This is a genomic window from Occallatibacter sp. FHG110214_02 (genome assembly GCF_059115385.1).
The window spans coordinates 1-2988 of record NZ_JBZYWK010000043.1 but is presented as its reverse complement, the minus strand read 5'-3'; the positions used below and the strand labels follow the sequence as shown (position 1 = coordinate 2988).

Annotated in this window: 2 protein-coding genes; both read left to right on the top strand. The window is 55.2% G+C overall.

The genetic code is table 11. The features are described 5' to 3' along the window. On the top strand, nucleotides 1-304 hold a 304-nt coding region (locus tag AC5S3R_RS19955; RefSeq protein ID WP_494268954.1), incomplete at its 5' end, for an aldo/keto reductase. Between the two features lie 244 nt (nucleotides 305-548). Then, the gene (locus tag AC5S3R_RS19950; RefSeq protein ID WP_494268953.1) at nucleotides 549-2087 is read left to right on the top strand and encodes a sodium:solute symporter family transporter; all 1539 of its coding nucleotides are present in this window, start codon (nucleotides 549-551) and stop codon (nucleotides 2085-2087) included. Nucleotides 2088-2988 lie beyond the last annotated feature (901 nt).

The window sequence follows — 2988 nt, the reverse complement described above, 5'->3', positions numbered from 1 at the left end:
CGATAGTCGTGCAACCAGCGAACAGATGAATCTGTTTATGGAAACTGCAGGCCGCCATTACAGGTCCGATTATTTGCTGGAAGCTGTGGCGCAACTGAAGCCGATTGCCGCAGATCTGAAGCTCACCATGGCGCAGATGGCGCTAGCCTGGGTGCTGCGTCGCCCCGAGGTAACATCGGCAATCATTGGCGCCTCCCGCCCGGAGCAGATCGCGGACAATGTTCGCGCTATCGGCGTATCGCTGCCTTCCGAGGCGCTCATGCACATGGATGCAGCGCTCAACAGCGTGATGGTGGAGGCATAGCGAGTTGCATCCTCGGCCGCCTAATGGTTTAGCGCTGCTGATGTCATTCCCAGGCGGATGCGATAATCGCTTCGATATCCGGCATCTGAGGTTTCCAGTCAAGTTCAGCCTGTGCACGCGCGCCGGATCTTCAGCTCGGCAGACTTGATTAGACTTCCAATGACGAGTTACGAATTGCGGCAAGTAGTAGCAAAGGGGAAATCAGGTGTACGGATTCACAGCAAGATCTCTCGGGATAGCGGTCTTGCCGTGTTATCTGGCTGTGACCATCCTCATTGGATGGGCCTCGAAGCGGCGTCATTCCAAGGCAAACGACTTCCTCAACGCCAGCCGGTCATTGCCGTTATGGGTGGTCGTAGCAGCCTTTCTGTCGGCCAACTGCGGCGCGCTTGAGATCGTCGGGCTCAGCGCCGTGGCTGCTCAATACGGTGTTCAGGCCTTCCATTTTTACTGGGTGGGCGCCATTCCCGGGATGGTCTTTCTAGCCGGAGTCATGATCCCCATCTACATGCGGAGCGGCGTGCAAAGCCTGCCCGAGTACCTGGAAAAACGATTCGACGCGCGCGTGCGGTTGCTCAATTCCTGGCTGGTTCTGACCACGGGGACGGCCCTTGGCGGGATCGGGCTCTATGCGATGGCTCAGGTGCTGCATGTAGTCTTCGGCTGGCCGTTTACCGGCGGTGTTCTCCTGGCCGCAGCGGTGGTGTTGATTTACGTATCGCTTGGAGGGCTGCGCGCAACCATTTATAACGAGGTGTTTCAACTTCTGGTCATTGTGCTGGGCCTTGCGCCTCTTCTTTACCGAACGGCGACCGTATTTCACAGCGACTCCTCCCGCCCAGGCACACATTGGCATTTATGGAGTGGCCTGCCGGCGATCGCGCCGCACGCAGATCTGGACCGGTACGGAGTCATCATTGGCCTTGGCTTCGTCCTTAGCTGCAGCTACTGGTGTACGGATTTTGTTCTCATTCAGCGGGCGCTGACGGCAAAAACCGTCAGGTCGGGACAGTTGGTTCCCTTACTGGCTGGCTTTGGCAAGCTGGGTTTTTCTCTCCTCGTGATCGTTCCTGCCCTTGGCGCTGCGGCATTTCTGGGGCGGCGCATGCCAGCCTCCTTCGATCAGACATTGCCTGCGCTGATGGCGGCTTCCTACGGACCGGCATTGCTCGGCCTTGGCATGACCGCGCTGCTCGCAAGCCTCATGTCAGGCCTGGCGGCAAATGTTTCAGCTTTCTCCGCGGTGTGGACGGAAGAGATTTATCGAAGCAGCATCCGGCGAGGAGCTTCAGAAGAACATTACATTCGCGTAGGGCGTATTTCGATCTGTGTGGCAATTGCGCTGAGCATCGCCACGTCCTATCTCGCCTTTTGCTTTCACGACCTGATGGAGTACGTGCAGTTATTGTTCTCGCTCTTCGGAGCGCCATTTTTCGCCATTTTTCTTATCGGAACATTTACGCGCAGGGCGACTTCGCAAGGCGCAATTGCCGGCCTGGTCAGCGGTGTCTCGCTGGCCGTTGTTCATCATGGAATGGTTGCCGTCGGCTGGTTAGTCTACGGCTCGCTGATGAGCGCAAACTTTTATGTCGCCGTGTACGCTTTTGGCGCAGCATTGATCGTGGGACTTCTATGCAGCAGAGGAACGGGGGCCTCGCGACCAGAGGGACAGATAGCCGCACTGTGGCAGGGCAGCAGTCCGACGCGCAACTCCGTCGGGTGGTGGGTAGCCGCAGTCCTATTGCTTGCCACATGTGCAATTCTGAATTATCTCTGGCGTTAAGAACGGTTTTGTGCGAGAGCGACCGCCGGAACTGGCCTCAAACCCAGAAGATTACCCTGGGCCAAAGCCGCAACTGAGCCGTGGTCAGGAAAGGACCAAAGGTCCAGATGAAAAAGCTCTTCGTGCCGTTCGTGGCATTTCTTTTCATTTTGTGATAGTCAAATCGGCGAGCGCCGCCCCGCAGCAAGTACTTCCTGGCGAATGTTTGGCGCGACAATTGCGGCCAGCAGATTCAGGCGCATGGAGGAGGAATTCTGCATTGGAAGGGAGCCTGGTATTGGGTTGGAGAAGACCGCACCCGGTCCAACAACTCCGAAAAGCGTTCCGGATGTTGAAGCGTAAAGCTTCGCAGCCAGAGCCCCAGTGACAGTGGATTGCCCGATGCTTTTTCTGAGAAGAGCGCAAACTGCGCGCCCCTGCACAATAAATCAGGCAGCAAGAAAATGCTGGTTCGCTAGAAAATCGTTTGTACAACTCGGGACTTCTTGTACAACATTTTGAGGGGACGTAGGGGGCAGAATAGAAAATATGGAATATATAGAAAATGTGGATCCAACATCATCTGCAACATATACAACAACTTGCGTGTAACTAATTGATTCTGATAATTGTACGGATTCTCTATGGTGGGTCTTAGAGGACGATTTTAGAACTTTGCAGGAGTCGAAAGTTTCTATTTAACTGCTTTAGAAGCTGGCTTATTATCGGCATGAACACTATAACTTTGCGCTAGGGATTGCCGGGAATCACCGCTCAAGTACACTTGTATAAAGAGCCATCCGGGTTGCGCCAAGCTAGGGATTGCCGGGAATCACCGCTCAAGTACACTCACCGAAGGAAACAGACCTTGGCGGTGGGCGCTAGGGATTGCCGGGAATCACCGCTCAAGTACACTTGGCAA